The sequence below is a fragment of the Paracoccus sp. MBLB3053 genome (assembly GCF_031822435.1).
GTDB lineage: Bacteria > Pseudomonadota > Alphaproteobacteria > Rhodobacterales > Rhodobacteraceae > Paracoccus > Paracoccus aurantius.
Map to the genome: position 1 here is coordinate 389,584 of NZ_JAVQLW010000002.1, position 26,795 is coordinate 416,378.

Annotated in this window: 19 protein-coding genes and 3 pseudogenes; 4 read left to right on the forward strand and 18 right to left on the reverse strand. The window is 62.1% G+C overall.

What is annotated here, in order from left to right; genetic code table 11:
• Positions 1–105 precede the first annotated feature (105 nt).
• Positions 106–1,512 (reverse strand): hypothetical protein, encoded by a 1,407-nt coding sequence (locus tag RGQ15_RS15950; protein ID WP_311161572.1) that lies wholly within the window; start codon positions 1,510–1,512, stop codon positions 106–108.
• A gap of 244 nt (positions 1,513–1,756) precedes the next feature.
• Here RGQ15_RS15950 and RGQ15_RS15955 point away from each other — a divergent pair, with 244 nt between their 5' ends.
• The gene (locus RGQ15_RS15955) at positions 1,757–2,638 is read left to right on the forward strand and encodes a DMT family transporter (protein ID WP_311161573.1); all 882 of its coding nucleotides are present in this window, start codon (positions 1,757–1,759) and stop codon (positions 2,636–2,638) included.
• A gap of 24 nt (positions 2,639–2,662) precedes the next feature.
• On the opposite strand, the gene RGQ15_RS15960 is transcribed toward RGQ15_RS15955, so the two are convergent.
• The 7 genes from RGQ15_RS15960 to RGQ15_RS15990 all read right to left on the reverse strand — a co-directional run bounded on the left by RGQ15_RS15960 (position 2,663) and on the right by RGQ15_RS15990 (position 10,289).
• Positions 2,663–4,285, reverse strand: coding sequence for a glucan biosynthesis protein (locus RGQ15_RS15960; RefSeq protein ID WP_311161574.1), 1,623 nt, complete (start codon positions 4,283–4,285; stop codon positions 2,663–2,665).
• Between the two features lie 154 nt (positions 4,286–4,439).
• On the reverse strand, positions 4,440–5,666 hold the full coding sequence (locus RGQ15_RS15965; protein WP_311161575.1) for a four-carbon acid sugar kinase family protein: 1,227 nt from the start codon (positions 5,664–5,666) through the stop codon (positions 4,440–4,442).
• Positions 5,667–5,684: 18 nt separating this feature from the next.
• Positions 5,685–6,941, reverse strand: coding sequence for a RuBisCO large subunit C-terminal-like domain-containing protein (locus RGQ15_RS15970; RefSeq protein WP_311161576.1), 1,257 nt, complete (start codon positions 6,939–6,941; stop codon positions 5,685–5,687).
• Positions 6,942–6,944: 3 nt separating this feature from the next.
• A complete protein-coding gene (locus tag RGQ15_RS15975; protein WP_311161577.1) occupies positions 6,945–7,484 on the reverse strand; it encodes a VOC family protein in 540 nt (179 codons plus the stop codon).
• A gap of 3 nt (positions 7,485–7,487) precedes the next feature.
• Positions 7,488–8,765 carry a TRAP transporter large permease gene (locus tag RGQ15_RS15980; protein ID WP_311161578.1) on the reverse strand — a complete coding sequence of 426 codons (1,278 nt, stop codon included), beginning with the start codon at positions 8,763–8,765 and terminating at the stop codon, positions 7,488–7,490.
• Positions 8,762–9,274: a TRAP transporter small permease gene (locus RGQ15_RS15985; protein ID WP_311161579.1), complete on the reverse strand. Its 513-nt coding sequence runs from the start codon at positions 9,272–9,274 to the stop codon at positions 8,762–8,764. Before RGQ15_RS15985 ends, RGQ15_RS15980 begins: the two co-directional genes overlap by 4 nt.
• A 1-nt stretch (position 9,275) precedes the next feature.
• A complete protein-coding gene (locus RGQ15_RS15990) occupies positions 9,276–10,289 on the reverse strand; it encodes a TRAP transporter substrate-binding protein (RefSeq protein WP_311161581.1) in 1,014 nt (337 codons plus the stop codon).
• Between the two features lie 112 nt (positions 10,290–10,401).
• On the opposite strand from RGQ15_RS15990, the gene RGQ15_RS15995 reads away from it, so the two are divergent.
• The gene (locus RGQ15_RS15995; protein ID WP_311161583.1) at positions 10,402–11,418 is read left to right on the forward strand and encodes a LacI family DNA-binding transcriptional regulator; all 1,017 of its coding nucleotides are present in this window, start codon (positions 10,402–10,404) and stop codon (positions 11,416–11,418) included.
• Positions 11,419–11,443: 25 nt separating this feature from the next.
• Here the strand turns inward: RGQ15_RS15995 and RGQ15_RS16000 are convergent, their stop codons facing one another.
• Positions 11,444–12,418 (reverse strand): SphA family protein, encoded by a 975-nt coding sequence (locus tag RGQ15_RS16000; RefSeq protein WP_311161584.1) that lies wholly within the window; start codon positions 12,416–12,418, stop codon positions 11,444–11,446.
• 324 nt (positions 12,419–12,742) lie between these two features.
• Between RGQ15_RS16000 and RGQ15_RS16005 the strand changes: the two genes are divergently transcribed.
• Positions 12,743–13,804, forward strand: coding sequence for a patatin-like phospholipase family protein (locus RGQ15_RS16005; protein WP_311161586.1), 1,062 nt, complete (start codon positions 12,743–12,745; stop codon positions 13,802–13,804).
• A 21-nt stretch (positions 13,805–13,825) separates the two neighbouring features.
• Here the strand turns inward: RGQ15_RS16005 and aspT are convergent, their stop codons facing one another.
• A complete protein-coding gene (gene aspT / locus RGQ15_RS16010; RefSeq protein WP_311161588.1) occupies positions 13,826–15,517 on the reverse strand; it encodes an aspartate-alanine antiporter in 1,692 nt (563 codons plus the stop codon).
• Between the two features lie 508 nt (positions 15,518–16,025).
• Positions 16,026–16,421, reverse strand: a pseudogene (locus RGQ15_RS16015) (ISNCY family transposase); the annotation flags it as partial.
• Positions 16,422–16,681: 260 nt separating this feature from the next.
• Between RGQ15_RS16015 and RGQ15_RS16020 the strand changes: the two are divergent.
• Positions 16,682–17,908, forward strand: coding sequence for an IS110 family RNA-guided transposase (locus RGQ15_RS16020; RefSeq protein ID WP_311161741.1), 1,227 nt, complete (start codon positions 16,682–16,684; stop codon positions 17,906–17,908).
• A 90-nt stretch (positions 17,909–17,998) separates the two neighbouring features.
• Here the strand turns inward: RGQ15_RS16020 and RGQ15_RS16025 are convergent.
• The 7 genes and pseudogenes from RGQ15_RS16025 to nirB all read right to left on the reverse strand — a co-directional run.
• Positions 17,999–18,759 (reverse strand): annotated as a pseudogene (locus RGQ15_RS16025) (ISNCY family transposase); the annotation flags it as partial.
• Positions 18,760–18,895: 136 nt separating this feature from the next.
• Positions 18,896–19,901, reverse strand: a pseudogene (locus tag RGQ15_RS16030) (IS30 family transposase).
• A 110-nt stretch (positions 19,902–20,011) separates the two neighbouring features.
• Positions 20,012–22,639 (reverse strand): molybdopterin-dependent oxidoreductase, encoded by a 2,628-nt coding sequence (locus tag RGQ15_RS16035; RefSeq protein ID WP_311161589.1) that lies wholly within the window; start codon positions 22,637–22,639, stop codon positions 20,012–20,014.
• A gap of 10 nt (positions 22,640–22,649) precedes the next feature.
• Entirely contained in the window at positions 22,650–23,501 is an 852-nt protein-coding gene (locus RGQ15_RS16040; RefSeq protein WP_311161590.1) for a formate/nitrite transporter family protein, read from the reverse strand.
• Positions 23,502–23,551: 50 nt separating this feature from the next.
• On the reverse strand, positions 23,552–24,016 hold the full coding sequence (cynS, locus tag RGQ15_RS16045; protein WP_311161591.1) for a cyanase: 465 nt from the start codon (positions 24,014–24,016) through the stop codon (positions 23,552–23,554).
• 12 nt (positions 24,017–24,028) lie between these two features.
• Positions 24,029–24,364, reverse strand: a complete 336-nt coding sequence (gene nirD, locus RGQ15_RS16050; RefSeq protein ID WP_311161592.1) for a nitrite reductase small subunit NirD — start codon at positions 24,362–24,364, stop codon at positions 24,029–24,031.
• Entirely contained in the window at positions 24,361–26,790 is a 2,430-nt protein-coding gene (gene nirB / locus RGQ15_RS16055; RefSeq protein ID WP_311161593.1) for a nitrite reductase large subunit NirB, read from the reverse strand. Before nirB ends, nirD begins: the two co-directional genes overlap by 4 nt.
• Positions 26,791–26,795: the final 5 nt, after the last annotated feature.

Consider the following 26,795-nt stretch of genomic DNA (forward strand, 5'->3'; position numbering starts at 1 on the left):
GTTTTACCCGTGCCACGAAGGCAGGGCGATCAGCTACGGACACTTGCATGGAAACGGCACGAAGTGCCAGCGCCTTCCGCAGAATGACCCGCCGTCACGAGCATATCAAAGGATCGTGGGCAGCCCCGCATGAACCGGGGTCGCCCGGCCCGGTGTCTCGACCTGCTGAGTGCCCGTTTCACTGGCCAGTCTTCTGGCATTGCCCAGCACCGCACCCGCAAAGAGATAGGTGAGCGGGGTGATCGTCGCGTTGGGAATGAGATCGAGAAGGTTCACCGCAAGCATCATGGCAAGCGCGCTCAGAAGCAGCGCCTCGGGCGGCAGGGCGTCACGCCGCTTCCGCAGCGCGCCACCAAGCACGACGATCGGCATCAGCAGCAGCAGGAAATGTGCCGAATATCCGAAGATCCCATATGCTCCCATCCAGATCACCCACAGGCCATCCGGAATAACCGCCAGCTCGCCGCTATCGGGATCAAGAAAAAGCGATCTGGCTTCGCCGCCCCAGCCGAAATACGGCCGCTCCATTGCGCGTTGCAGCAACTGCTCTTCGTTGACAAACCGGAACTCAAGAGAATGGCCGCGCTCTGGCGAGATCGAATTGGCGAGTTCGACGATCCCCTCGAGCGGAAACAGGGACGCGCTGCGCAGAACGGGATAAAGGAAGGATGCGACCGCTATGATCAGCGCGACCCTTGTGATGGTCGCTGGCTTCACAAGGATCAGCAGGGGAAGCGTAACCAGAGCTTGTATCAGCACGCCGGCCGATCTGCACAGCAGAAGCATCACGATAAGGTAGAGGGTGATGGATATGTTTCGGGTGTCAGGCTTCTCGCGCGCGATCACGCCCGCAGCCATGACAGACAGCACCGTCAGCGAAGCGACCCATAGGGGATGCTCGAGAAAGACGATCGGTCGAAAACCGCCATATCTGACCGTTTGCATGAAATCGTGCTGGAAATATCCATAGATCCAGACATTCATCTGCGGGCTCAGTCGAACCTCGACCAGCATGAAAAAGGAATAGATCAACAGCCCCAGCACCATCGTGCGCATGAGCACCCTGAGCCCCCTGGCGTCCCAGAGCAATGCAAAACCAAGGATGAAGGGCAGGATCTCGCAACAAACGCGAATCGTTTCGGCGATCGTGAAGGAAATGGACAGCCCGGGTCTGTAGGTCTGCCCCTCGATCAGCGGATCGCCATTGGTCGCGGCCGTGAACACAGGCGCGATCAGGTTCACCATGATCAGCGCCGTGATCATCCACCCCATGGCAGGCGGACCAGCCTTCGGCGCCAAGTTGTCACGCGTCATGAACACCATGAAGCCCGCGGCAAGCGCGGCCATCATGTGCTTGTTCACCCCCGGCACGGCAGGCAGGTCGATGACAAATGCGGGCGGCAGGAAAAGGTATCCGGCAAGCAGCGCCCAGACCAGCGCTGTCTGGCGATCCATGCGAGAGAACATGAATGCGACGATGGCGGGCCATGACAGCATGACGATCAGCGGCATCGACGCACCTTCGGTCCATTTTCTGCGGCCGAATCCGGGGGCCTCGTCCGATCAGTCTTCACCCAGTTCCTCGCATCGGGGGCTGACCGGCAGGAATGGGGTGACCATCGTAGCCGGAAACAGATATGTCGGTTTGATGCTAGCTGTTTCGACATCGAAGCCGCAATTCAAAATTCCCTCATCGGGGGCCGCTTGGCTTTCCCCCGCAACAAAGCTACGCGGCGATGAGATCAGAGGGAACATCATGAGCAGCAATTTTCGGGGCGCGGCACTGATGGTGGCCGCAATGGCAGGCTTTGCGGTCGAAGACATGCTGCTGAAATCCGTCACAGATGAGTTGCAGGTTGGCCAGATCCTCATCATGTTCGGCAGCTTCGGCACCATCCTCTTCGCGCTCCTCGCGCGTTCGCGTGGTGATCGCCTGCTGCATCCAAATCTGCTTCATCCCGTCGTCGGGGCGAAGGCGCTGGCGGAAATCTGCGGACGTCTGTTCTTTACGCTTTCGCTTGCGCTGGCACCGCTTTCCACTGTCTCTGCGTTGCTGCAGGCAACACCGCTGGTGGTCGTGGCAGGGGCGGCCATCTTCTTCGGCGAGCGGGTCGGCTGGCGGCGCTGGACTGCCATCGCCACGGGCTTCGTGGGTGTGCTCATCGTCCTGAGGCCCGGCGTGGAACTGAGCTGGGGGGCACTGGCCGCCCTGGCCGGGATGCTTGGATTTGCGCTGCGTGACCTTGCCACGCGCGGCGCACCAAAAACACTTTCGAACCTGGTGCTGGGCGTCTACGGCTTTCTCGCCCTGGTGCCTGCAGGAGCCGTGCTTCTGGCCGTCACGGGCGGAGCGGTCTGGCCGACGTCCGCCGCATTCGCCACGGTCGGGACGGCTTCCGTCGTCGGCGTTGCCGCCTATTATGCGCTGACGGCAGCCATGCGGGTCGGCGAGGTCGCCGTCGTCACACCCTTCCGCTATACGCGGCTGGTCTTTGCGCTGATCCTTGCCTCGATCGTCTTTGCCGAACGACCGGATGCGATGACGCTTCTTGGTAGCGCCGTGATCGTCGCAAGCGGCATATACACCCTGCTACGTTCACGGCGCGAAACCCAGCTGACGGTTGCGCAGGACGCCTGACGTCCCCCCAGACAGTTCCGCCGATCAGTTCCCGCCCGAAGGGCCGGCTCCGGGCCGGATACGGTCGAACTGCGCCGGATGGACCTGGCCCAGCCAGGTCTCGGTCAGGGGCTGGCCATCGCGTACGAGATAGGCGCGGATGTCCGCGGTCTCGACACCTTCTGCCGCGATATCGAAGATCATCCGCCACCGGCCAGTGCCGACGACCGGCAGAGCATAGGATTGAACGATCTCGACGCCTTCCGGCACGGTCACGACAGGTTCGACGCCATCCTGCTGACCAAGCCCGGAAACCGTCGGGCCTTCAAAGTCGATCGCGATCTTCAGATGCTCCTTGGGTCGGGGATGGCCGGGAACGCCGCCCGCTCCGATGCGGGTGGCGACGGTGCGCGCCAGCGGTTGGGGAACCGGGGCATCGTTCATCCAGGTCAGCGTATAGTCGAAATCCATCTGCTGCCCGGCCTGCGGTTGCTGCTCGGGATTCCAGAACGAAACGATGTTATCATAGATCTCGTCATCGGTCGGGATCTCGACCAGCTGGACCTGGCCCTTGCCCCAGTCACCCTTCGGCGCGATCCAGACAGAGGCCCGCTTTTCGTAGAATACTCCGTCATCCTCGTAGTTTTCAAAGCGACGGTCACGCTGCAGAAGGCCGAAGCCCTGCGGATTCTCGGTGACATAGCTCGATGTCACGACGCGCGGCGGGTTCATCAGCGGGCGCCAGATCTGCTCGCCATTCCCGGTCACCATCATCAGCCCGTCCGCATCATGCACTTCCGGGCGCCAGTCAAAGCCCAGCACGCGGTTCGTTTCCGAATACCAATACATCGAGGTTAACGGCGCGATGCCGAGCCGCGCCACCGCATTGCGGAAGAACAGGCGCGACGAAATCTCCATCCGCTGGCCTTCACCGGGCCCGCCCTTGCTGATGTCCATCCGATAGGCCCCGGCAACCGAGGGGCTGTCCATCAGGGCATATATGGTGACATCGGCTTGCCCGGACTTGGGCTTTTCGATGTAGAATTCGGTAAAGCTGGGAAACTCTTCTGGCTCGGTCATGCCGGAATTGATCGCAAGCCCGCGCGCCGACATCCCGTATTGCCCCTGCGGTCCAGAGGTCCGGAAATACGAAGCCCCGAGGAAGCTGATCCAGTCGGTCTTCAGATCCGTGTTCATGAGGCGGAACCCGGCAAAGCCCGTGCCGCGCGTCAATTCGTGGGCGGGACTGTCCTCGGGCATGTCGAAGAAGGCGGGATCATAACCGATTTCGCGGGATTTCCCGTTCTCGACCACGCTGATCTTGACGGGGTTCCTGAAATAGGTCCCGAGATGGAAGAACTGGACCGGCACGTCGCCCACACGGACCGTGGTCTCGGGGCGGAAGGCGATCTTCCAATGGGCGTCGTAGTCGATCTTTTCCAGAACTTCGGGCTGTTCGACGTTCGGCGGAACATAGGGCTCGGCAGCGATGGCCCGAGCACGCGAGGTCAACTCGTCAAAACTGAAGACCTGCGACTGCCCCAGTTCGGGGGCAAACTTCCCCGCGGCCTGCTCGGCCCGCGCCGGGCCGGACATGATCGGCAGAACCGGTTGGCCTAGCGTGATGGCAGCCAGTGCGGCGTAAAGTGCGGGTTTGCGAAGGCGCAAGATAAAACTCCGTCTGATCGGCAATGCAGAGAACCCCACCGAAACACCAAATGGGACTTCGCATCGCTAGGGCCAACGATACCGTGATGGCAAGACACTTGCGCACCAGACCGCGGGACTTTGCCGGTCTCTGCCACCATAGCACAAAGGATGCTCAGGCCGGTGGGGAGCTTTCCTGCCCCTTGAGGCAGCGAACCGCCCTGTCGAAGAAATCATCTCCGCCCATCTGTCCGCCTTTCAGGGCAAGGGGCAGATAATCCTCGGCGAGCCTTCCGATCAGGATAGGCACGCCCGGGCAGATATCCGCGGCATAGTCCAAACAATCGGGCGCGAGGTGTCCGACTACCGCGCTCGACGTATCACCTCCAGCCACGATCAGACCCGCAACCGCCACGTCCCGCAGCGAATCCCGGACGAATTCGGCGCTGGCATCGGCAATGCATGCCGGGCTCACCCCGGCAACATCGGCCGTCAGATAAACAAGACAATCCTGACCGCGCGACAAGCGTTCCCGGACCCAGCCTAGCGCGAGATCCCGTGCCGGAACACCCGGCAGGATGTCCGCTGGCGCGACTGGCAGGCGGGTCATGTCGCGCGCTGCCGCGATCTGGGCGGTCGTGCCGGGCGAGCGGCTGCCGGCAAAGGCGAATACGGGACCGTCTCCGCGCAGATCGTTCCTGCCCGATATCGCGGCTGGCGGCCGGTTTGCGATCCACGCCTCGGCGACCGAGGAGGGACCGATCACCAGAACCGGCCCTTCTTCGGCCAACAGCGCTCCGCCGGCAGCGATGACGTCATCCTGGTCGAAGATATCGTAAAAACGCGGAAAGGGTGCACGGAGCCGCGCACCACGATCGATACGCGCAAGACCCGCAAGTCCGATCCGCGTGAAATGGCGGATCAGATCCGCCTCATCCATGGGCGTCACGGGGTGGCAGGACATCACGGGATGCCGGTCAATCCGGTGAACGGCACCATCCGGCCCCTGCGCGAAGAGCGTGCCGAAGACGGCATATCGTCCAAGCGACGGCTGCCCCCCGATGACCGCGACTTTCCCGATGCCGAGCGAGGCCGACAGCCCGAGTGCAAATGCGGCAATATTACCGGTTCCTGCGCTGCTGTCGAAGGTAGAGCAAACCTTCACATGCACGAAATCGGGCGCATAGCCAGCGAGCCCCCGGCCGATTCTTGCCGCCAGCGCCGTAATGTCGGCAGAGCCGAGAGAGCGCGCATTGGTGGCGATGCCCCAGGCGTCCAGCCCATTGATTTCCGAGGGGTCGGGAAGGTCTCGGAAAAGCCGCGCGCGAAACCCCGCTCGCGCCAGGGTCGCCAATGTATCCGAGGCCCCCGTGAAATCATCCGCAACGAAGACATATGTCATCGGCGAGCCTCCAGATCCTCAGCCGACATGACCGAAACGCTCAAGCGCAGCTGCCAGCTCGGGATGGGTTTTGGCATGATCTGCCAGCGATGTCCCCGCGCGCATCGCGGCGTGGGCCTGCTGGAGGCTCGCCAGACCGGCCGAAGGTCCAAGGGGATGGGCCATGATGCCGCCGCCACACAGGAACATCAGGTCGTCCGAGCCGACCTTGCGCAATGTGTGCGGCAGCGTGCCCGCCCACTGCCCCGACGAAAAGACGGGCATCACCCGGTCGTCTGCATCGCTCATCCGCTCAAGACATTGCCGCGCTGCATCGGTCACGTCGTCATCGAGGTCCGAGAACTTGCCGCCCATCCCATGGACATGCATGTGGTCGATTCCCGCCAGACGGTATAGTGCCTGATAGGCGCGGACGCCCATGCCCAGCAGCGGATGCCGACCCATGCCACCATATCCATTCCGATGCCCGTGGATCGCCAGTTGCGTATGCCGCCGAAGGGACTGGACCGCCGAAAGACCGCACCAGTTCAGCGAAACCATCGCGCAACTTCCTCCTTCGACTTCGATCAGGTCGGCGTGGCGACGCATCGCGTCGGTTTCGTCGGTGATGTTGAAAGCCATCATCACGAGCTTGCCGGTACGGTCGCGATGGCGGCGCAGGCGCTCCATCACGGCTCTGATCCGGGCGTCGACCGGCGCATGGGGATGGGTTCCAGCAATTTCATCATCCTTGATGAAATCCGCCCCGGCATCGCAAAGCCGCTCGACCAGATCCGCAATTTCCTCGGGGGAAAGGCCGATATTCGGCTTGATGATCGTGCCGAAAATGGGCCGACCATCGACCCCGATCGACGCACGGGTGCCCGCGATACCCTGAGCAGGCATTTCGTAGCGCGCGCGATAATCCGGTCGCAGCGACACATCGATCAGCTTCAGCCCCGACACCTCGCCCAGATCATAGAGATTGCCTGCCACGACCGATGCCAGAGTGGGCAGGTTCACGCCAACGTTTTCCTCGGGGTAGTCGATCACCACCCGGAAGATGCCGCGCGGGCCGGTCAGGCCCTTGCGCTCGGCCCAGGCGCTGCGCAGGGACGGCTTCTCGGATTGGCCGATCTGCTCGGTCGAAATGACCCGCGCCCCGAAGCGCGCACGCAGTTCATCAGTCTCGCCTTCGACACGAACGAAGGTTCCGGCGCTTTGCTCGCCCGCCATCATCGCCGCGACATCGGCAATCGGGCAGGGGGTTTCGACATGATAGGTTGTGCGGATCATGGCTCAGAGCGTCGCAAGATCGGGGAAGGGACGGACCGGGTTGCTGCCATCCCAGTCCTGTGATGCCTCGCGGATCAGATCGAACAGCCGCCCCTTGGGGCCCTTGACCTCGGACAGCTCGATCACCGTTCCGGGATGGGTCTCGCGGTCGAAATAGGCGAAGCGGCCGTCGATGCCGACCCTGCCGGACATGCGAACGCGAAAGCCCTCGTCCTCCATGCGACGAAGGTCGCGGTCATAGTCCTGCGTCCAATAGGCGGTATGCTGAAGGCCCCAGTTCCCCGCGTCGCGGAATTCCTTGTACATCGACGGCACGTCGTTTCGGCACTGGATCAGTTCGACCTGCACATAACCTGCATTGGCAAGCGCGACCGAGTTTTCGGGTTCGTGGCGCTCACCGTCATGCAGATAATCCTCGATCGGGACGCGGGGATTGTAATAGAAGGGGCCAACACCCATCACACGGGTCCAATGATCCATCGCTTCCTCGATATCGGGAACAACGAAGCCAAGCTGGCGGATCGGGCCTAGAAAACGGCTCATGGGTTACTCCATCAGGAAATTGGGCAGCCAGGCGGTCAGACCGGGAAACAGGGTGACCAGCGCAAGCGCGGTGAAAAGCGGAACGAAGAACGGGGCCACCCCGCGCACGACTTCCGAGAAGGGCATCCGAGCAGCAATCGACATCATGTAAAGGCTCATCCCGACCGGTGGCGTCAGCAGCCCGAGCATCAGGTTCAGGACCATGACAATGCCGATCTGCTCGGCCGGGGCGCCGGCCTGGATCAGGGCGGGCGTAACGATCGGGGCAATGATCAGGATGGCCGCGATGCCTTCAAGCACCATGCCGGCCACAAGCAGCACGACATTAAGGATCAGCAGCAGCACGAGCGGATTGTCCGAAACGCTCAGCATCCATGCGCTGGCCCGCGCCGGAACCTGGTCCATGGTCAGAACCCAGGCAAAGACAGAGGCGGCCGCGACGACAAAAAGAATGTTGGCCGTCGCAAGCACCGTTTCGCGCGCCGAGGCGACCAGCGTCGAGAAACGCAGCCTGCGATAGACAAATACCCCGATAAGGATCGCATAGGCCACCGTCAGTCCGGCTGCCTCGGTGGGACCGAATACGCCAGACAACAAGCCGCCGATCAGCAGAACCGGCGTCAGCAGTGCCGGGAACGAGACCACAGCCAGCCGCAGGAAGGCAGGAAGGCTGGGCGAAACATCATCACGCGGCAGCCCCTGCCGTCGCGCGGCAAGCATGATGTAACCCATCAGCATGCCCGCGATCAGCAGGGCCGGCACGATCCCGGCAAGCAGAAGTTTGACGGCGGAAACCTCGGACGCGGTTGCAAAGATGATCAGAGGTATCGAGGGCGGGAAAATCGGCCCGATGGTCGCAGCCGCGATCGTGAGCCCGGCCGCGAAGCGGCGCGAATAGCCCTGGCCGACCATCTCGCGCACCTGCATGCCACCCAGGGCACCGATATCGGCAAGCGCCGCACCTGACATCCCAGAAAAAATCAGCGAAAGCAGAACGTTCACATGCGCCATGCCGCCCCGCACACGCCCGACGATCATGCGGACCAGATCGAACATGTAACTGGTGACGCCGGTCGCCGTGAGCAGGCTGGCGGCCATGATGAACATGGGCACGGCAAGCAGCGGGCCGCTGTCGATCGAGTTGACCGCGCGCTGCAGCAACACTCCGGCGGGCAAGTGATAGATCAGGATCGTCGCCGCGGCCGACAAGCCCAGGCAAACCGCAATCGGGGCGCCGATGACAAGCAGACCCACAAAGAACAGAAGCAGTGAGAGCGTCACTTCGCGGTTTCCTCCCCCCGCAAGATTTCGACCAATCTCCAGACCGAAATGACGGCAAGCAGCGCGAGGGCGATCATGACCGGCGTGAAAAGCCAGATGTTCTGCAACCCCAGCGCCGGCGTCTTGAACTTCCAGGCGCGCTGCAGGTAAAGCCAGCCGCCCCAGACCGACAGCACCGAAAAGGCCAGCGTCGACAGTTCGGCAAGGATGCGGCAGATCAGTTTCGGCAGGCGCGGCATGATGCCGGTGAAGACATCCACCGCGACATGCTGCCCCCTGAGCGCCAAGACGGGCGCGGTCAGATAGACCGCAAGCACGCCCGCGAGGCGCGAGATTTCTTCGGCGCGGGGCAGGCCGACTTGCCAGATGTTGCGCGCGGCGACCTGGGCCACGAGCAAGGCCAGGATCAGCAGCATCAGCCCCGTCGTCAGCATCAGCAATGCATGCGAAAGCATGTCCAGCACCCGGTGAACGGATGCTGGCTTGGTCAATGACAGATGATCGCTCATGTCATGCGATCGCTGAGATCTTGGCGTAGAGATCACCGTATTCGCCGTCGAACTCGCTCGAGATCCTCGCCTTGACGCTTTCGCGGAAGGCTGCAACGTCAAGGCCCTCGGCTTCCCCGATCACGGTCATGCCTTTTCCGCGAAGGGTGGCCAGATCGTTTTCCTCGGCGGCGAGCATCTCTGCGGTGGCCTTGGCACGGGTTTCCTCGGCAGCCCGCGCGACCGCTTCCTTATGTGCGTCGGACAGCCCGTTCCACACGTCGTCGTTCATCATGACGACCTGCGCCGCAGATATATGGCCGGTCAGCATGAGGTGGCTTTGCACATCGGCCAGATTGGCCGAGACAAGCACGTTCAGCGGGTTTTCCTGCCCGGCGACAACGCCGGTAGCCAGGGCGGTCGGAACCTCGGACCAGTCTACCGGCACGGGAACGGCGCCCAGCCCTTCGACCGTCGCCATGTAGATCGGGAAGGGGATCGAGCGGATCTTTATTCCCGAAAGATCGGCAGGCTTCTTGATGGCCTGATTGGCCGTCAACTGCCGTGTCCCGAAGTAGAAGGCGTATAGCGCGCGCGTCCCGGACGCACCGATCAAGCCCTGGTTCAGGTCCTGCATGACCGGGCTTTCGCTCGACATGACTTTCAGCAGGTGGTCGACGTCGCGGTAGAGATACGGCGTGTCAAATGCGGCGAAGGGCGCATAGAGCGAGCCGATCGCGCCGGCCGTGTTATGCGAAAAGGCGATCGTCCCGGTCGAAACCGCCTCGGCCAGTTCCTGCAGCTTTCCCAATTGCGAATTGGGAAAGATCTGGATCGCGAGTTCGCCGCCGGTCTTTTCGGACACGGCATCGGCGAACCACTGGGCTTGCGCTCCGGCGATCGAATTCGGGGTGTGCATGTGGCCGTAGCGCAGCGTGGTCGCGGCGCGTGCGCCCTTGGCGATGAAGGCGGTGGCCACGGCGGCACCGCTGGCGGCGAGCATGCCGCGCCGCGTCAAGCGGTTCGAAAACGTCATCTGATCCTCCCAGAACAATGCTGCACGGGCTCCCCTTCCCGCGCTTGACCTGAGGGTTACGGAAAGCGCATATCGCAGGCAATGCAAATTTCTTGATGGTTTTTGAGGTCCGATGACTGAGCGACCGGGTATACGGGACCTGGCCAGGCTGGCAGGCTTGTCCGAAGCCACGGTCGACCGCGTGCTGCATGGTCGGCCCAATGTCCGCCCTGCGACTGCCGAACGCGTGCTGCGGGCTGCTGCCGAATGCAACTATCTGCCCGAAACCGTGCTGCAGCGCCTGAGCCGGCCGGATCGCCAGCGGCTGACCGTGATCCTTCCACATATGCCGAACGCATTCCTGCAACAGCTCAACCATGATCTGCGCTTGTGGGCACGCGCCCGCGACAGGGGATCGCGCATCCACAGCTTCATGCTGGATTGTCTGGATCCGGGGCAGCTTGCCCGCAACCTCCGCCGATTGGGGAAGCGTTGCGACACGATCGCGTTTTTCGGCGTCGATCATCCCGATGTCCGGGACGAGGCGAACGCGCTCGTCGCCGCCGGCAAGCAGGTGATTACCCTGATCAGCGACATTACCGGCAGCCAGCGGCATTCCTATATCGGGATCGACAATCTGGCGGCGGGCCGGACCGCTGCGTTCCTGATGGCGCGCATGCACGGGCAAAGGCCCGGCAAGCTTGCCGTCATAGCCGCAACCCGCAATTTTCGCTCACATGTCGAAAGGGAGCTAGGTTTCCAGGAGCTCATCCTGCGTGACCATCCCCGATTGACGCTGGCCGGGACGATCGAAGGCAAGGACGACCCGGACACAAACGGCCGGGTGACGCAGGAACTGTTGGAGCGGTTTCCAGACCTTTGCGGGATCTACAACGTGGGCGGGTCTTCCGAAGGCATCGCAACCGCCCTCAGACGCGCCGGTCGGTGCGGGGAGGTCGCCCTGATCGGGCACGGATTGAGTGCGGGCACGCGGCGGATGCTGCAGCAGGGGCTCATGACCGCAGTCCTGACCCATCGTCACCAGACCATGTTCGAAGTCCTGCTGGACCAGCTCCATGCCCGGTCGCCTGCAAGCCCAAGCTTCTTGCCCATGCAGATCATCTTTCCCACCAACCTGCCCGAGCCCTGACCCCGGGCAGTCGGTGAATGGGGGATCAGCCGCCCAGCGGTATGGTGATGTTGAACAAGACGGCGTCACCTTCGAGCCGGTTCTTCGCCTCGAATTCGTGGAACCAGCGCGCCTCGAACGAAACCGGCGTGCCGTTCCAGTCGCTGTTCCATGCGATGGCAGGGCCGAGAGCCGAAACCTCGCCCTCGAAATCGCCCAGGAGAGCCCCGTCGCCGCTATCACCGGTGATCTGCTTGTAGTAATAGCCCTGAAGGCTCAGCGTGACCTTTTCGTTGATCGCCTTGCCGACCGATGCCTCGACATGCAGTTCATTGCCCGAGTCGTAATCCGTGTCGTCATTTTCGCCGTTGAACGTGACCCCGGTGGCAAAGTTGGCCTGCCAACCCGTTTCGGGGTTCATCCAGGTCACGGCACCCGTCACGTCATAGGCCCAACGATTGAATGCAATGTTCGAGCTTCGGGTGTCGGAATAATCTCCGATCGGAACGTTGACGAGAAAGTTCAGCGACCCGAAGACGGGGCCTTGGCCCCAACCGATCCCGCCGCCGACAACCGGGTCGCCGAAGGTGAAGCTGTCGTCGCCCCGTTCGGCACGGAACACCGGGCCGCCTGGAACAGTAAGCGTGCCGTCCGCAGACACATCCTTGTAGCCATAGGGCAGGGTCAGGCTGAGATAGGGGCGACCGCCCATGATCGGGTCGGTCGTCGGGACCCAGAGAAGGGAAGCAAGGCCCAGCAGGGCCTTGGCATCCACGCCCAGTTCCAGCTTGCCGTTCCGCACGATTTCGGCGCCGTTCGAGCCTTCGTAGTAATAGAAGCTCTGCTGGGTATAGGTGCCAGGCGGCGCGACGATACCGCCCAAGCTGGTTCTCGACCCAAGGATGTAAAAGCCGGTGGCCCCCTCGACGGCATGCGCCCGTTCAGCCAGGCCGAAGGACGTCAGGGCTATGATCGAGCCACCAAGCAGGGAAACGCGAGAGTTCGTCTTGATTTTCTTCATGCCGAGCCATCCTTCGTATCTGACGAAAGTTGCGTCATAAAAGTATCGGCCCGGCTCGGAACGCTGTCAAAACTTCGTTTTATCAGCGAGCTGTTCCTCGTGGGAGTGTTGCAAACCGGCGACCCGCAATCGCTCATGAAGCCATCGCGAGCGACAGGCCGGAGCCATGACAAGGACTGTGCTGCGGTGCAGCATAAAGCCGCAGATTGGGGTGCCCCCGGGCCCCCAAGATTTTCGCAAACCTCATTCAGATCGAGACGTCGTTGCAATCTGGGATGAATTGTCGGATGCTGCATTGCAGCATAAAATAGGAAGGTCGGACTGATGCGCAACACCGGCTTGCCCATCAACCTTGCATTGCAGGGCGGAGGGTCACACGGGGCCTTGGCCTGGGGTGTCCTTGACCGCCTGCTGGAGGAACCCGGGCTTGAATTCACGGAAATCAGCGGAACCAGTGCAGGCGCAATGAACGCCGTCGTCCTGGCCCATGGCATGGAAGTCGGCGGACGAGAAGGTGCGCGAAAGGCTCTTTTCGACTTCTGGAAGGCTGTCAGCGATGCAGCGCGCTATTCACCGATCCAGCGCACGCCCTGGGACAGGCTGAGCGGGGATTTTTCGCTCGACAATTCACCCGGATATCTTGTGAGCGAAGGGTTGAGCCGGGTCTTTTCCCCCTATGAGCTCAATCCGTTCGATCTCAATCCCTTGCGCGATCTCCTGGCGAAGATGGTTGATTTCGACGCGATCAACCGGTCGGAACGGCTGAAGCTGCACCTCACGGCCACCAATGTTCGCACGGGACTGCCCCGCATCTTCACGACCGGAGAGCTTTCCAGCGACACCGTCATGGCCTCAGCCTGTCTTCCGCTCCTGTATCGGGCCGTCGAGATAGACGGCGAGGCCTATTGGGATGGCGGCTACTCCGCCAATCCGGCCCTGACCCCGCTGGTCATGGAAAGCGGCGTGCGCGATATCCTGATCGTGCAGCTGAACCCGATGCGCCGCGACAAGCTACCCGGATCGGCACGAGAAATCATCAATCGGATCAACGAAATCAGCTTCAATACTAGCCTTCTGAAAGAATTCCGGGCGCTCGGCGCGATGCGACAGCTTATCGACGACGGCATCGTCGAACTGCCGCCCGGTGCCGAGGTCAGGCTTCACATGATCCATTGTGAAACCGATCTGCAGGACATGTCGTCATCGAGCAAGCTCAATGCGGAATGGAAGTATATCGATTTCCTGTTTGCGCGCGGCAGGATCTGGGCCGAAGACTGGCTTTCGAACCATCTTCAGGATGTGGGCAAGACTTCTTCCTTTCGAGCCAAGGATCTTTTCGAGAAGGCACGACTGCCCCCCGGTTTGGCCCCGATCACCCGTGACTGATCCTGCACGAATGTAGCCCTGTCATGGAGAGCCTCCTATTGCGCGCGCAAGGTTCACGACAATTGGCCCCGTCAGCGGCAGCAGGACATTGGCAATGGCATAGGTGACGGTATAACCGATGACCGGCGTGGTGTTGCCCGCAATATTGACCAGCGCGCTGATCGCGGGAGTGCTGCAATGCTGCCCCGCGATGGCGCCCAACAGGATGGGCATCGGAATACGCATGAGTTTCGCGCCGACCAGCAGGGAAACGAATGCCGGGGCCACTGACAACAGGACGCCAAGAACGGGAAAGACAAGCCCGTATTCCTTCATCAGCTTGATTGCATCCGGGCCGGCTCCAAGGCCGATCGCCGCGATGAACGTGGCCAATCCGAAATCCTTGGCGAAATGCGCGGCCGCGTCCGGCATTGCCCCATGCCTTGGACGGCGCATGTTCAGCCATCCGAAAAGCAAGCCGGACAGCAAGGCACCGCCACCAAGCCCAAGGGTCAGTTCAAGCGCACCCATCTTGAAGCTGAGATGCCCGATCAACAGTCCCAGAACGATACCGGCGCCGAGATAGACGAAATCGGTATTGTCCCCGGGAGGCAGGGATTCCCCCAGAATAGGCACCGCGCGCATCACCGAATCCTGCGGGCCGTAAAGCGTCAGTACATCGCCTTCCTGCAGGATCGTCTTGGGCAGGGCAGGGATCTCGTGACCCATGCGCTTGATCCCCGTGATGAAGATACCGCGCTGGTCCTCGGGGGCGACCAGGGACCTCAGTTCCCGCGACTCGCGGCCAAAGGCTTCGTCCCGCGACAGCACCACCTCGTGGCTGATCACCTGAAATCCCGTGCCTTCGCTCAGCAGGACCTCGGGACCAAGCATCCTGCTTGCCGCGATAAGAGTGCTGCGCCTGCCGCGCAGCAGAACGATATCGCCTGGTTCGAACCTGAAAGAAAGATCAACATGCATGATCCGGCCCGCGCGCTGGACGGCGTGGACGACAACCGTCCAGTGACGAAGTTCCTCAAACTCGCGGGCCGACTTTCCAGCGAGCCCACCCACCTCGAAGGCGCGTTCGACGATGACGGGCAGGGCGCCGTCGTCCGGCCCGCCTTCTCCGGCACCCAGCCGGTCGGCCAGGGCCTTGGCCTCGACCGTGACGCTCTTGCGCAGCAAGGCAGGCGCCACCTGCGTGACGAAAATCACGATCGAAATCAGCCCGAACAGATAGGTCAGACTGTAGGCAGTGGCAATGTTCGCCAGCATTCCGGCAGTTTGATCGGGGGGGAGCGCAAGCTTGGTGATTGCCTCAGAGGCCGTGCCCAGCACGGCGGACTCCGTGGCCGATCCGGCGAAGAGTCCAGCCGCCGTGCCCGGATCAAGCTTCAGTGCCGCCACTGCGACCATCGTGAGCGCCAGCGCGACCAGGACCTCGATCACCGGAAACACGGTGTAGCGAGCTCCGCCGCGAATGTTCGAAAAGAACTGCGGTCCGGCTGTAAAGCCAAGCGAATAGATGAAAAGAGCGAATGCCGCGTTCTTCAATTCATCAGGCAAGCGCACGCCCAGTTGCCCCAAGGCGAGCGCGACAAACAACGTCCCGCACACGCCCCCGACCGAAACCGGGCCGATCTGCAGGCGGCCGATCAGATGACCAAGACCAAGACCAAGACAGAGAAACAGCGCAAGAACAGGGTCTGAAAGGAATGCCAAAGGATTCATGCTGAGAACCACCCGCGAACTGAAAGCAAAGCCGAAGGATCAAGTGGAATGAAGTGTAACTCAGGCGAGGGTCGACCGCCGACGATGACAGGAGCTGATGCATGGAATTCCTCGCCGCAACGCTTCAATGCAACCACCCTTCGCCGTCAAGGGCAGGACCCTTGTGGCAAAGCATATACGCGAAACCTCCATTCCGTGCATGATTTCAGGCGCATTGACGAGAATGCGCGAATTATTCCGATACAGATATGAACCTGCCGACTGCATCTCTTTGCTGGTTCGGCCCCTTTACCGCGCAGCAGGCGTCTGTATTCGGGAACAATAAGCGCCCCACTTCCGATCTCGTCGCCTGGTCAACATGTTGCGATGACGGCCATCTAGAGATGTTGCGTGGGCGGGGTGGTTGTGGGTTGGCGCGTGCCGGTCCCGGGCCGCTCTCTCTGGGCAATGCCGTGGGACGGGGCCCGGCGGGTCGGGACAGGTCGCGACCTTCGTGCTGCCCTATCGGGTCGAAGACCCGATAGGGCAGCACGACGCCTTTCCCGCGGATCTCCAGCCGCTGGTCGGCATAGGCGTAGGTCTTGACATATTTGCCGATCGCGCTGCGGGCATGCGCGCTGTCCTCAAGAATGAACTTGCGGCGCTCGTAATGCACGGTGAGGCTGATACCGACCTGGCGCTGGTCGCGGACACAGAGGATGTCCTTCAGTCGTGACACGGCCAGGTTCAACGCCCGGTGCAGGTCATCGGGCCGGGCAGGGACCTGGGCAAAGCGCAGCTTGTGGCCCGCGATGAAGCCCGGCAGGAAGGCGTTCGCCGTCGCCATTTCGCGGATGCCGGCGAGGCGCAGCTCCTTGACCAGCCTATCCTGCAGGGTGCGGTTGGCACGCTCGACGCGACCCTTATCCGGCATGATAGGAGCGGCGCTTCGAGCCTCTGCCGGTTCTTCAGGATCGGCGTTATGGTGAGACCATCCGGATTCTGGGGCGCCGGGAGCACGTGAGTGCGGGCAGACCGACGAACAAGCATGGGCTGCGAGCCCGAGCCTTTAAATGGTCGCCCCTGCGGCCCGCCCGGATGCGCTGCGAGCGCGGATCTGTAGGTGCCGCGTGCCCGCCGCTCCCGTTGACTGAGACAGTTGTGTTTCGGGAAGGAGGAGCATGCATGAGAATCATTGGCTTAGACATCCATCGCGTCGTTGCAGAAGCTGTTGCACTGGAGGGTGCGACGGTCACGAACCTGGGGCGGATCGGGATGACACGTGAGCATCTGGCTGCTTTTGCGGCGACGTTGAAGAAGACCGATCACGTGATTGTCGAGGCGACAGGGAATGCCACGGCGGTGGTCGAAATCCTGACGCCACATGTCGCGCGCGTGGCCGTTGCCAATCCGCTGCAGGTCCATCTGATAGCCAAGGCGAAAACAAAGACCGACAAAATCGATGCCCGCGTATTGGCACAGCTCTATGCCGCTGGTTTCCTGCCGGAGGTATGGGTTCCGGATGAGGCGACCCTGGCGCGTCGACGCCAGGTCACCCGTCGGACCCAGATCGTCAAGCACCGGGTCCGTCTGAAAGGGATCGTGCAATCAGTCCTGCACGCGCATCTCGTCCCGCGCTGCCCACATGTGGATATTTTCGGCATCAAGGGTCGAGCCTGGCTCAAGGCGCAGTATCTGCCGGACGACGAACGCGACGCCATCGCGCGTCACATCGACGAATATGACCGATTGACCGAGGCGCTGAAAGGCGTCGAGAGGGACATTGCGCGCGCTGCCCTAGAGGATGCGCAGGTCAAAAGGATGATGACTGCACCCGGCGTCGATATGGTTGTGGCGGTTGGCGTAATGGCAGCCATTGGCCGGATCGACCGCTTTGACAATCCCGACAAGCTGATCTCCTATTTTGGACTGAACCCGAGTGTTCGGCAGTCTGGCGACGGGCCGGCATATCACGGCCGGATAACCAAGCGCGGGAGATCAGGGGCCCGTCACCTTCTGGTCGAAGCGGCATGGCAAGCCATTCGCGTGCCGGGTCCCTTGCGGGCATTCTATGAACGTATCTGCGCCCGCCGTGGCAACCACATTGCGGCCGTGGCTGTGGCCCGGAAATTGACCGTCCTGATCTGGCACATGCTGACGAAAGGCGAGGACTACATTTGGGTGCGGCCAGCGCTGATGACTCGAAAAATGCGGTCATTGGAACTCGCAGCCGGTCTTCCCGCACGGCGAGGCCAGCGCGGTGCCACTTACGCGTACAACCTGCCAGAGCATAGACGCGCAGATAGGGCTGTCGCAGACCAGGCCGAGAGCAGCTATCGGCGGATGACCCAAGGCTGGCGAAAACGGGGGCCGGAACGCGGTGCAGGCGCCACAAACGAGGAACGTCGATGATTTGGCCGCGCGACGGGGCTTGAACCTCACACCCCGCCCTTTGCCCCGTGGTCGCCTGCATGGGAGAAAATAGCATGTAGCCGCAGAAAGGATCTTTTCAATCTCATCCGTTGCCTGCGAGGAGTTGGCGCAGAGGATCTCGATGTTCAGCTCGTTGAGGGCGCGGCCGAATTGCGTCATGCCGTGGCCGGATCTGGCTTCGGCCCGGTTCACCCGGAAGACAGAATGCTTGTCGCTGTAGAAGGCGACCGCCGACCATGCCTCTGCAGATAATCCTGCAGCGCCGCAAAATAAGCCTGGGTCGTTTCCGAGGCCACGAAGCGCATCTGCATCAGCCGGCCGGTCGCATCGTCGATGAACACCAAGAGCGTGCAAGCGGGACCGCGATCTTCGAACCAGCGATGTTCGGAGCCGTCGATCTGGATCAACTCGCCCAAAGCCGCGCGCCGCAACCGCGGCTGGTGCAGATGGCGTTTCTGTGCACGGCTCTGCCACAGACCGGCCGCCAGCATCCATTGCCGCAGGCTCTCGGATGAGACCCGGATGCCATGCCGCTCCGCCAACTTCTCCGCCGCCAGCGTCGGCCCGAAATCCGGGTAATCGCAGCGGATCAGCGACAGGATGTAGTCGCGCTTCAGATCGCTGGTGCGGTTGTTCGACGGCCGGCCGCGTAGCTGGTGACGCACGGCCATGGCGCCTTCGGCCTGAACCTTGCGCAGCAGGCACTGGATCTGGCGTTGGCTCAACTCCAGAAGCCGCGCCGCGGTCGCTCTGCGCAGGCTGCCGTCAAGAACCTGCGCCAGCACCTCGATCCGCTGCAGCTCGCGTTCGCTCATCAGAACAAGTCCCATGTCCAAGCCCTCATGCCACGTGGTCAACATCAGCGTCAGCACTCAGGGCGGAGGCGACAAATCAACTTTGCCAACTCGCGACAATTCTATCTGGGCTTGTGGCCTCACGGCGAAGCGCAAAATTCCATTTCCCGTTTTATTTCAATCTGTTTCTTATGGCTACCAAGTTGCTCTCGAAAACCTCAGCCGGTGTCCGGTAGCCAAGGCATTTGCGAGGCGTAGAATTGAGGCGCTGGCAAATCGACCTCAATGATCGATTTGTCAGGGCCGCTGGTTCGATCGAGCGGGGCAGGTGTTTGCGAAGCCTTCGGTTGGTATTCTCGACCGTTCCTTTCTGCCATGGCGCTTGCGGGTCGCAGAACCAGCTTTCGGCTCCGATCCCATCCTGCAGCCGTCGCCAGGCGGAAAACTACGTGCCACGGTCAAACGTAATCGATTGGCGCGCCTCGGCGGGCAGGGGTGCCAGCCCTGATATCAGAGATTCCATGATCGGCTCGGAGTGGCGGTCTTCGTTACGCATGACGACCGTGTAACGGCTGACCCTTTCGACCAGAGAGGTGACATGCACCTTGCCGCTTTCCTGGCGAAACATCATCAAATCGCATTCCATCAATGCCCGAATTCCTGTCGCTCGGAAACGGTCGCGGGCCTGTGGGAAAGGCTCTGGCTGTCCTGAATGTGGCTGCGCTGATAGCGGCGATAGCTGCGCGGCCTACGACGCCTGCGATGCTCGGGCAGGTGCCGGTAAAAGGCTCCCGCGAGGCCCGTTTTGGAATAGGAAAAACGATAGATCGTTTCATGGCTGACGCGGATCTCGTGGCCTTCAAGCCCATGCGTCCTGCGATCTGCTCGGGCGACCAACCGGACTTGAGCGCGTCTTCGACCTTCAATTCAGGATCGATGACGAGCTTTCGGCGCCGCGCGCGACGCCGTTCGTAGATGTTCTGCGCATTCACGGCAAAGTCGCCGCTAAACTGCGGAAGTTCGCTATCCAGGAACATATTTCGCTTCAGTTCCCGGGAGATCGTCAAGGGCGCTCGGGCCAGTCGCTCGGCGATCTCTGGCACCGGCATTTTGGCTTCCCGCCATTTGGCAATGTTACGACGTTCTTCCAATCTCAAATGCGGATAGTGGCGAGGCATTCATCAATCTCAGTGCAAAGGGCTGTAAACATACAGATTTTGCATTTCGTTTGTGAATCCCCCCGGCTATAACTTAAATGCGGATAATCGGACTTATGTAAAACTCCATCTCACTCCGCCGCGATATCGTTCGAGACATTGGCTGTGAGCAAGGCGCGCAATTCTGGACGACAGGAGCCGCAATTCGTTCCGGCGCGGAGCGCAGCACCGATTTCGTCTACCGTAAGAAGCCCCTGGGTGGCTATACCGCGCAAGATCGTGTTCACGCCCACTCCGAAACAGGCGCAGACCAGCGCTCCCTCATCCGGGCGATCCGCGCCGGGATAGCCCGCAAGCAGGTCCGGCGTGCAATCCTCGCTCCCCAGAGCCGCGGCGACATGAGATCGCGACAGACCTACCGGTTCCGGCGCGACGAACAATGCGGCCTGCAACCTGCCATCCTCGATGAAGGCGAGCCTCAGCACACCGCGGCGCAGGTCCTTGACGACCAGCGGCTCTCCTTCAAGGCCAAACATCCGTTTGCTGTGGGCAATCCAATCCTCGGGTGCATGCCGCGATGCAAGTTCTGCCTGATACCCGCCCGACAGGGTGGCAAGTGCCCAATAGTCGCAAATCGGGCACATCGGAGCGGCCGAAACGGCAAAGCCATACCAGCCTGCCGCAAACTGCCGGATCGCGATCGGCGCGGATTTCGAGGCCGGTTGACCCGACAGGGGGTCAGTCACGGCGGGAACAAGGGCATCGATCCTGCCTGTAGGCGCGGTTTCCCCCGTCCAGTGGATCGGAGCGAATGGATGTCCCTGTTGCACACGATCGGTGACAAGGACCCGCAAGACGGCTTGTCCGTGAGCGCTTTCGACCTCGGCCAAGGTCGCGGGCCCGAGCCCCAGCCGGGTCGCATCCATGGGATGCAGTTCCAGGAACGGCTCTGCCATATGCCGGGCAAGGCGGGGCGACAGCCCGGATCGCGTCATGCTGTGCCAGTGATCCCGCACCCGTCCGGTGTTGAGACGATAGGGATATTCTGCCGCCGTCGCCCTGGGCTCTTGCGATGAGACGGCGATCATCCGGCCCTTGCCGGATTGGGTGTGATATCGACCATCGGCGAAGAAGCGGCCGCCACGCTTCCTGGGCGATTGCGGCCAGAGAAACGGCTCCATGCCATCGTAATCCGTCCGCGAGAGCCGTGCATGATCCGAGATATCGAAATCGCTTCCCAACGCGCCGGCGACTGCGGAAAGCGCCGCATGTTCGGCAAAGATCTCGGAAGGATCATCCCAGGCAAAGGCCTTGTACCACCCCATGCGCCGACCGACCTGCGATATGATCCACCAATCATCCCTTGCCTGACCCGCCGGCGCAAGAACGCGGCGCTGACGACTGATCCGACGCTCGGAATTCGTCACCGTGCCATCCTTTTCGCCCCAGCCGGTCGCGGGCAGAAGGACATGTGCAAGCCGGGTCGTGTCGGTCCGCGCCATGATGTCCGAGACGACGACGAAGTCGCATTTCGCGATGGCTCGAGCCACACGGTCTGCCTCGGGCATCGAGACGGCGGGATTGGTGCAGATGATCCACAGCGCCTTTATCTTCCCGATTTCTACGGCCCGAAACATGTCGACCGCCTTCAGGCCTGGCCCAACGGTCATGCGCGGCGCTCGCCAGAATTCCTGCACCGCGTGACGGTGTCCTGGATCGTCGATATCCAGATGGCAGGCGAGCGTGTTCGCAAGGCCGCCCACTTCACGCCCGCCCATTGCATTGGGTTGCCCGGTAACACTGAAAGGACCCATGGCCGGATGACCGATGCGACCGGTCGCAAGGTGACAATTCAGGATCGCGTTCACCTTGTCCGTGCCGTTATCCGACTGGTTCACGCCCTGGGAATAGACGGTCACGACCTTGTCGCTGGCCAGCCACAAGTCCAGGAACGCCGCGATTTGCTCGGGGCGAAGGCCCGTCCGCGCCCCTTTCGACAGCCTGGCGGCGGCAACTGCCTCATCCAGCCCTTCAAGATCCCGATCACGGATCATGCCGCGCGCGGCAATCTCGGACAGAAGCAGGTTGAACAGTTCGGCATCGGCGCCCGGCTCTATCTCCAGATGCAAATCAGCAATATCGCAGGTCACCGTCCGGCGCGGATCGATGACGATCACACGCATGTCCGGCCGAGCCTCTCTTGCCGCAGCGAGACGCTGGAAAAGCACGGGATGGCACCAAGCGAGGTTCGAACCAACCAGCACCACCGTATCGGCAAGCTCGATATCTTCGTATAGACCTGGAACCGTGTCAGTGCCGAAGGCCCGGCGATGCCCGGCGACCGAAGATGCCATGCAGAGCCTTGAATTCGTGTCGATATTCCCAGAGCCGATGAAGCCTTTCATCAACTTGTTCGCGACATAGTAATCTTCGGTCAAAAGCTGACCAGAGACGTAGAAGGCCACCGAATCCGGACCATGTTCGGCAATAGTGCGGGAAAATTGGTTGGCAACCAGATCAAGAGCCTCGTCCCAGCCTGCCTCGCGGCCGTCAATGCTTGGTGCCAGAAGCCGGCCTTCATGGCCGATGGTTTCGCCAAGCGCCGCGCCCTTGACGCAGAGCCGGCCCCGATTGGCCGGGTGGTCGGGATCGCCAGCAATGGCGAGCCCGCCCTTGCCGTCAGGGGTCGCGAGCACCCCGCAGCCAACACCGCAATAGGCACAGGTGGTGCGAATGGTCGTGGATGCGGGATGGGTCACGGACTTATCCTTATTCAGCGGGAATGGCCGCAGGCTCGTCGGCGGGGCTCACTTGCGGCACGCGCGAGGGCGACGTCTTGTAATGGGTCGAATAGATCATGGCGCCAACGAATGTCAGCCCGCCGACCAGATTGCCCAGCACGGTCGGGATCTCGTTCCACAACAGATAATCCATCCAGGTGAACTGGCCGCCAAGCAGGATACCTGCGGGGAACAGGAACATGTTCACGATGGAATGCTCAAAGCCCATGTAGAAGAACACCAGGATCGGCATCCACATCGCCATGATCTTGCCCGAAACGCTGGTCGACATCATCGCGGCCACGACACCCGTCGAGACCATCCAGTTGCACATGACCGCGCGCACGAACAGCGTGAGCATCCCCGCCGCACCATGGGCGGCATAGCCCAGCGTGCGACCCTCGCCGATATGACCGATCTTTTCGCCAACGGCATTGGGAGCTTCGGAGAAGCCGAATGTGACGATGATCGCCATGAACACCGCCACCGTGAAGGCCCCCGCGAAATTCCCGCAGAAAACCAGCCCCCAGTTGCGCCACAACCCCTTCATCGTCACACCACGCCGCTTGTCGATCAGCGCCAACGGCACCAGCGTAAAAACACCGGTCAGCAGGTCGAAACCCAGGAGGTAGAGCATGCAGAAGCCGACCGGGAACAGCAGCGCGCCGATCAGCGGGTTGCCGGTATTCACCGTGACGGTGACGGCGAAGGCCGCCGCCAAGGCGAGGATCGCCCCGGCCATGTAGGCGCGGATCAAGGTATCCTTGGTCGACATCAGCACCTTGGCTTCGCCAGCGTCGGTCATCTTCTTCGCGAAATCGTTCGGATTGACGTAAGACATCTGAAGAACCTTCCTGTGGTTGCCCCTTGTCTCCGGGGCCGAATTGAGGGTTACCAGTTCGAATAGGCGAGATATTTGCCCGACATTGTCACGCGCACGCGGTCGCCCTTGGGGTTCGGCTCGCGCTCGACCTCAAGCGAAAAGTCGATGGCCGACATGATGCCATTGCCGAATTCCTCGTTGATGAGCGCCTTGATGGTGGGTCCGTAGACGCCGACGATCTCGTATAGACGGTAGACGCACGGATCAGTCGGCACGGTCTGTTCCCAGACCTTCAAGGGGCTTTCGACGAGCAGATCGACAGCGCTTTCGGGCAAGCCCAGCAACTCGACGAAAGCCCGTGCCTTTTCCGACGGAAATGCGTTCATGCCGGTCGCCGCGGAATGCGTCCAGGTTGGTGACATCCCGATTTTCCGGGCGATCTCGGCCCAGCCGAGGCGCGCGCGTTTCTTCGCGCGCAGGATCATCGCCGTCAGATCGTCGCGGTCGAATTCCTCAAGGATCATCTTGTTCATGCTGTCCTCCTTTCAGGCTGCGTTGCTGCGGGCGACCAGCGCGGCGCTGATCAGCACGCGGCCATGTTCGACACGGATGGGATAGGTCCGGACCATCCCGGTATCGGCGCCCTGCGCCTCGCCGGAATTCATGTCGAAGACCCAGTTGTGCAGCGGGCAGGTCACGCGATCGCCATGGACGATGCCCTCGGAAAGCGGCCCGCCCTTGTGCGGGCAGCGGTCCTCGAGGGCGAAGACCCGGTCATCGGCGGTGCGGAAGACCGCGACGCAGCCCTGCCCCGTCTTGACCACCCGGGCACCTTGGCGCGGTATGTCGTCCAGTGCAGCGATGTCGACAAAGATCGTCATTCGGCGGCCTCCAATGTCAGATTGGCAAGCGGAGCCCATTTGGGCGTCTCGGACGGGGTGGAATGCTCGGCCCAGGGGTCGCGGCGATAGACCGACTGGCTGATCTCGAAACGCTCGACCAGAGCACGGCGGTTCGGGACATCCTCGACGACCTGCGCCTTGACCCAGTCGAGCCCGACCTTGGCCACCCATTTGTAGGGCCGGTCGAGATACTTGGCCTGTTCGCGGTAAAGCTGGACGAAGGCCGCGATGATCTCGACGGCCTCGTCCTCGGACGGCGTCGAGGCGAGATGCTCGGTCTCCTTGACCTCCATCCCGGCCGCGCCGGCGACGCTGATGTTGTAGCCCGAGTCGACGCAGACCACGCCGACATCCTTGCAGGTCGCCTCGGCGCAGTTCCGCGGGCAGCCCGAGACGCCGAGCTTGACCTTGTGCGGCGTCCAGCTGCCCCAGAGCAGCTTTTCGAGCCGGATGCCGAGACCCGTCGAATCCTGCGTGCCGAAGCGGCAGAATTCCGAGCCGACGCAGGTCTTCACCGTGCGCAGCCCCTTGGAATAGGCATGGCCCGAGACGAGGCCCGCCTCGTTGAGGTCGGCCCACATCAGCGGCAGGTCCTCCTTGCGGACGCCCAGCAGGTCGATGCGCTGGCCGCCGGTGACCTTGACCATCGGGACATTGTACTTGTCGGCAGCATCGGCGATGGCGCGCAGCTCGGCCGGGGTGGTGACGCCGCCCCACATGCGCGGCACCACCGAATAGGTGCCGTCCTTCTGGATATTGGCATGGTTGCGCTCGTTGACGAAGCGCGACTGGCGGTCGTCGCTGTATTCCAGCGGCCATTCCGCCAGCAGGTAATAGTTCAGCGCCGGGCGGCAGGAATGGCAGCCGCCAACCGATTTCCAGCCCAGCTCCTGCTGGATGGCGGGGATGGATTTCAGCCCCATGGCCTTGATCAGGCGGCGCACGTCCTCATGCGTGTGATCGGTGCATTTGCACATGCCCGCGGGCGCGTCGGCCACCGCGCCGCCAAGGGTCAGGGCCATGACCTGCTGGACGAGGCCGGTGCAGGTCCCGCAAGAGCCGCTGGCCTTGGTGCAGGCCCGCACCGCGTCCAGCGTATGTGCGCCGCCCTGCACGGCATTGACGATGGTTCCCTTGCAGACGCCGTTGCAGCCGCAGATTTCCGCCTCAGGCGGCAAGGCTGCAACGGCCGCCATAGGGTCCAGCTTGGACCCTCCCTGGAAGGCCGGGCCGAAGATCAGCGTCTCGCGCATCTCGCTGATGTCGGTGCCGTCCTTCATCAGCCCGTAGAACCAGCTGCCGTCGCCGGTCTCGCCATACATGACGGTGCCGATGATGCGGTCGTCCCGCAGGACGAGGCGCTTGTAGATGCCGCGGCCGGGATCGCGGAAGACGATGTCCTCGCGGCCCTCGCCTTCGGCGAAATCGCCCGCGCTGAAGAGGTCGCAGCCGGTGACCTTGAGCTTGGTCGCGGTCTGGACCGGGACGAATTCGGCGACCTCGCCGAGCAGGGTCCGCGCCAGCACCTTGGCCTGGTCGTAAAGCGGCGCGACAAGGCCGAAGAGCTGCTTGCGGTGTTCCACGCATTCGCCGAGAGCGAAGACATGCGGATCGCTCGTGCGCATCGCGTCATCGACCACGATGCCGCGCTCGACCTCGAGATGGGCGTCATTGGCGAGGCGAGTCTCGGGGCGGATGCCGACCGCCATGCAGACGAGGTCCGCCGGATAGACGGTGCCGTCTTCCAGCAGCACGGCCTCGGCGCGGTCATTGCCGAGGATCGCCTTGGTCGCGCCCTTGCAATGGACCTTGATGCCGCGTTTCTCGAGATCCTTCTGCAGCAGGTAGCCCGCCGCCGGATCAAGCTGGCGCTCCATCAGGTGGCCCATCAGGTGGATCACGGTGACCTTCGCGCCGCGCGCGGCCATGCCGGCCGCCGCCTCCAGGCCCAGAAGCCCGCCGCCGATCACCACCGCATCCTTGCCCGCAGTATCCATCATGGCCTGCGTGTCTTCGAGGTCGCGATAGGCCACGACGCCGGGAAGATCCTTGCCGGGAACCGGAATGATGAAAGGGGCCGAGCCGGTGGCGATGACCAGCGCGTCATAGGGCGCGCTGGACTTGTTGGAATGGACGATCCGGGTCTCGCGGTCGATCTTGACCACCGGCTCGCCGAAGCGGCAATCCACGCCATTCGCAGCATACCAGTCGTCGTCATGGGTGACGATCTCTTCATAGGTCTTTTCACCCGAGAGGACCGGCGAGAGCATCAGGCGGTTGTAGTTGCCGCGCGGCTCGCCGTTGAACAGGATCACGTCAAAGGCGTCGGGATCCGTGGCAAGGAGCTGTTCGAGCATCCGGCCGGAAGCCATTCCGGCACCGATGACAACAAGTTTCTTTTTCATGGCTT